This window comes from Herbaspirillum chlorophenolicum, assembly GCF_001189955.1.
Classification (GTDB): Bacteria; Pseudomonadota; Gammaproteobacteria; order Burkholderiales; family Burkholderiaceae_D; genus Herbaspirillum; species Herbaspirillum chlorophenolicum.
Map to the genome: position 1 here is coordinate 1 of NZ_LFLT01000098.1, position 4,491 is coordinate 4,491.

Consider the following 4,491-nt stretch of genomic DNA (forward strand, 5'->3'; position numbering starts at 1 on the left):
TGGCAACGACCCGGCAGATGTTTCCCTGCTCAGCCGAACGCTCAATGGCTTTGCACTGATGGGTACACTGATCGTTGGATCTTTAGTGATCACAGGTGCGCTCAACTACTGGCTGATTGTCGGCCCCACCGTTACAGGGCTTCTCTCTTCTCCCTACGGGCAACTATTGATCGCCAAGCTCGTCCTGTTCGGCATGATGCTGGCTCTGGCTGCCGCAAATCGCTACCGCTTGAGTCCGTTGCTGGAACGAGTCCATGTTTCGGGAGAACACGCCACGGCGATTGCGGCTCTACGCAGAAGCCTTTTCGTCGAAACCTGCTGCGCTTTCCTGATTCTGGCGCTGGTCGCCTGGCTCGGCACCTTGGGGCCGATGACTGAATAAGTTCACCCCTAGGGCGAGACAGAGTTGCATGATGGGGGAAGATTGAGGCCCCATATCGTAAAAGGAAAAAGATGAAAAAGTTCGTCCTAGCGAGCCTGCTCGCTCTGACCTCTGTTGCTGCGCACGCGGCTGGGGAGGCTATCACGGTGTATAAAGACCCGGATTGCGGCTGCTGCACGGCTTGGGTAGAACACATGAACCAGGCCGGCTACAAGCTCAATGTCATTGACCGCAAAGAGATGCCGGCGATCAAAAAGCGCCTGGGCGTACCTGAATCACTTCAGTCCTGCCATACCGCCGTTGTTGAAGCAACGGGCCAGGTGATCGAAGGCCATGTTCCGGCCCCAGCGGTGGCCAAACTCATCGCATCCCGATCGACAAAAGGTGTCGCGGTACCAGGTATGCCCCTCAACTCACCCGGGATGGGAAAGATGGATGGGAAGTTGGTCACGGTCGACCTTGCCGGCAATGAATTCTCACGAAATTAATCGTTAACCGTACTCTGGGATCCGTTTCGTCTGGAGCAGGCTGGCCAGTGTTTTCATATAGCCTTGACTTGCATCACTGGACCTCAAAGGTATGTCTGACCCGGGAGAGCATTACTATGGATGAACACCATCATCACACCGCAACAACTCCAGGCGTTGAAGCGGGCTCGCCGCCGGGAAAAAGCCAGACTGATCCGGTTTGCCACATGAAGGTGGCTCCCGACCCATACAGGAGGATTGAATACGGTGGAATAAAATTTTACTTCTGCAGTGACAAATGCATGGGGCAATTCCGTGCCAATCCGGCCGCATTTGTCGGAGAGTCAACAAAGCCAGAGGCAAGCACTCAGCCGCCTGATGGAACTATCTATACCTGCCCCATGCACCCGCAAGTCAGGCAGGCCTCTCCGGGAAATTGCCCCATCTGTGGGATGAGCCTGGAGCCGCTGCTACCGTCGGAGCAAGAAGAGGAGAACCCTGAACTGAGGGACTTCCAAAGGCGATTCTGGCTCACGTTACCCTTGACGGTGCTTGTCACGTTGCTGGCCATGGCTGGCGGCCGCATATTTCCACATGGCCTGACCGGTCAAAGCTGGATCGAGCTCGCGCTCGGTACGCCCGTGGTCCTGTATGCTGGCTGGCCGTTCTTGACCCGCGGTGTCGACTCGATCGTTCGCCGCAGTCCCAATATGTGGACCCTGATCAGCACCGGTGTGGTAGCCGCCTACGGCTATAGTGTTGTCGCAACCGTCTTCCCCGAACTATTCCCCAAGGCCTTCATAGAGCACGGGCGGATTGGTGTCTACTTCGAAGCCGCAGCCGTCATCATCTCACTGACCCTGCTGGGACAGATCCTGGAACTGCGGGCGCGCTCGCAGACCTCTGCCGCCATTAAATCACTGCTCGGCTTGGCACCTAAAACAGCTAGACGGATCGCTGCAGATGGTACGGAAGAAGATATTCCCTTGAGCAACGTTCATATTGGCGACCTGCTACGGGTCCGGCCAGGCGAAAAAGTCGCTACTGACGGGGTGGTCGTTGAGGGCGAGAGTGCCATTGACGAGTCGATGTTGACTGGCGAGCCGGTACCCGTTACCAAGCGGCCAGGTGACAAGGTTATCGGAGCAACGATCAATGCCAGCGGAAGCCTGATCATCCGCTCCGAGAAGGTCGGGTCGCAGACCATGCTCTCGCAGATCGTTCAGATGGTTGCCCAAGCTCAGCGCTCGCGCGCCCCCATGCAACGGTTGGCGGACGTCGTCGCCGGCTACTTTGTCGTGATCGTGGTGGGCATTGCTGTTCTGACGCTGCTAGGCTGGGGATTCTTGGGGCCACAACCCAGCTGGGTCTATGGCTTTGTCAATGCTGTAGCGGTCCTGATTATCGCTTGTCCGTGTGCTCTAGGACTGGCCACCCCCATGTCCATCATGGCCGCCACTGGCCGGGCCGCAACCCAGGGCATCCTGTTCCGAGACGCAGCGGCCATCGAAAGCATGAAAAAGCTCGATACGCTCATCGTCGACAAGACTGGCACCCTGACGGAAGGAAAACCTGCTTTCGATCGAATAATCGCCGCACCGGATATCCAGGAGGCTGAGGTGTTGCAGCTGGCTGCAAGCCTCGATCAAGGAAGTGAGCACCCACTAGCGCACGCTATCGTTGCCGAGGCACGTCGGCGCCAGCTTCCCTTATCGACGCCCAGCAGCTTTGAATCTTCCAGTGGGATAGGCGTTCGAGGGGTAGTCAACGGCGAGCGGCTAGCGTTGGGCAATACCAAGCTGATGGACTCGGAAGGCGTCTCCTCTGACTCTCTGCTGTCGGCAGCAGAAGCTTTGCGTGTTGAAGGTGCCAGCGTGATGTATTTGGCAAGGAACGGCGTGCTTTTAGGGCTGCTGGCGGTCTCTGATCCCGTGAAGGAAACAACAAGGGAGGCGCTGGCCAGTTTAAGGGAAGCCGGGCTCATGGTGGTCATGGCCACGGGTGATGGCACGTCCACGGCGAGAGCTGTTGCCGGCAAGCTCGGCATCTCCGAAATCTACGGTGAGGTTAAGCCTCAAGACAAGCTTGCACTCGTGGAACGTTTCCAAGCAGAAGGCAAGATCGTCGGGATGGCGGGCGATGGAATCAACGACGCTCCGGCGCTTGCCAAGGCAAATGTTGGGATCGCCATGGGAACCGGCACCGACGTAGCGATCAATAGCGCACATGTCACCTTGGTGAAGGGCGACCTGCGAGCCATCGCGCGTGCGAGAGGATTGTCGGTGGAAACCGTGCGAAACATGCGTCAAAACTTGGGCTTTGCTTTTCTCTACAACGCCCTGGGCATCCCCTTGGCCGCTGGCGTGCTTTACCCGCTTACCGGACAACTGCTCTCACCCATGTTGGCGGCGCTGGCAATGAGCCTGAGCTCGGTATCGGTGATCGCGAATGCGCTGCGCCTGCGCAGAACGCGAGGCTAAACGTTAGCTGGAGAAGACTTGTTAAGACTCGGATTGCCTATTTTTTCGAGGCGAGGGCTCGGTGTCCCGCAGATGAGCGCGCAATTCGGCACTGATGCTTTCATGGGCCTCCAGCTTTGCCTGTAGTGCTGCACGTTCGATCTCTACTTTCTGCAGCATCTGGGCTGCGGTCGCATTTTCTTGTTCCGCACGGGCTAAGCTGGCCTGCAGCTGCTCGTTGACAGCGCTCCTGTCAACCAACTGGGACTCAAGCATCTGATTTCGATTGGCCAGCTCCTGTAACGTGTCCAGCTTTTGCTGGAGTCGCGCTGCCACACTGCGTTGTTCGTAGAGAGCCTGCTGTGAATGCGACAACTCCGCGACTAGTCGCACGCCTTCTTGGTTAACGCGAGTCACTTCCTCTTGTTTGACGATAGCCTCCTGCCTGAGCTGGCGCAACTCGGCCTGCAAGGTCTGAATCTGCTGCTCATGGCGTCGCAGATCCTGTTCTCTCTGTTCCTTGGTTGCCGTTCGGTAGTGCTCAAGGGCCTCCCGGGCATGTTGATGCTTTTCTTCCAAAGAATTGCGGTGCTGCTCATTTTCCGCAAGGCGCTCGTTAAGGGCGCGTACTTGCAACTCAAGCGCGTGACTTGCGGCCGTCTGCTCCTGCAACTGAGTACGAGTTTGCTCGTGAGCTTGGGCCTCATGCAGTCTGGCACCGTCAGTCTTTGCCAATCGGGCTGACAAGTCGGCCGCCGTCATACGCAAGGCCTCCATTTCGGTCTGTAGGCGGCTAGTGGTCGAATCGGCCGCGGATCTTGCCGAGAGCACCTGCGCGTCCGCTTCGGCCTGGAGCTGCGCTGCAAGCCGTTCCACGAGGTCCTGCAAGGCCTCGCTGAGGGTACGCGACGGCACCGCCGCTCCTCCGTCTTCTTCCTCCAATTCCTTGAGATACTTGTGAATCGTGGTCTTGGATCCGGTATTGCCCAACTCGATGCGAACAGCATCCACAGAGGGGCGTCGCCCCATGGCCAGCAAGGTGTCACGTGCCTTCTTTACCTCGGATTTGTATAAGCCTGTGCGCGCCATAGTGATCCCTGTTTTTGATAATGTATTACATAATACGTATTTACATATTAAATTAGAAGGGACTTGTAGGTTAAAGTGGCATCAATTACAGACT

Annotated in this window: 4 protein-coding genes; 3 read left to right on the forward strand and 1 reads right to left on the reverse strand. The window is 57.2% G+C overall.

Annotation, left to right across the window (positions count from 1 at the left end):
• The 3 genes from AKL28_RS23045 to AKL28_RS23055 form a co-directional block, all read left to right on the forward strand.
• On the forward strand, positions 1 to 382 hold a 382-nt coding region (locus AKL28_RS23045; protein WP_197091083.1), incomplete at its 5' end, for a CopD family protein.
• Positions 383 to 453: 71 nt separating this feature from the next.
• The gene (locus AKL28_RS23050) at positions 454 to 870 is read left to right on the forward strand and encodes a DUF411 domain-containing protein (protein WP_050470630.1); all 417 of its coding nucleotides are present in this window, start codon (positions 454 to 456) and stop codon (positions 868 to 870) included.
• A gap of 116 nt (positions 871 to 986) precedes the next feature.
• Entirely contained in the window at positions 987 to 3,329 is a 2,343-nt protein-coding gene (locus tag AKL28_RS23055) for a heavy metal translocating P-type ATPase (RefSeq protein WP_082221643.1), read from the forward strand.
• Positions 3,330 to 3,350: 21 nt separating this feature from the next.
• Here AKL28_RS23055 and AKL28_RS23060 read toward each other — a convergent pair whose 3' ends face one another.
• Positions 3,351 to 4,397: a DNA-binding protein gene (locus AKL28_RS23060; protein ID WP_050470632.1), complete on the reverse strand. Its 1,047-nt coding sequence runs from the start codon at positions 4,395 to 4,397 to the stop codon at positions 3,351 to 3,353.
• Positions 4,398 to 4,491: the final 94 nt, after the last annotated feature.

Coding starts and splice junctions, on each gene's coding strand:
- AKL28_RS23050 (WP_050470630.1), top strand. CDS start 454: ATGAAAAAGTTCGTCCTAGCGAGCCTGCTCGCTCTGACCTCTGTTGCT.
- AKL28_RS23055 (WP_082221643.1), top strand. CDS start 987: ATGGATGAACACCATCATCACACCGCAACAACTCCAGGCGTTGAAGCG.
- AKL28_RS23060 (WP_050470632.1), bottom strand. CDS start 4,397: ATGGCGCGCACAGGCTTATACAAATCCGAGGTAAAGAAGGCACGTGAC.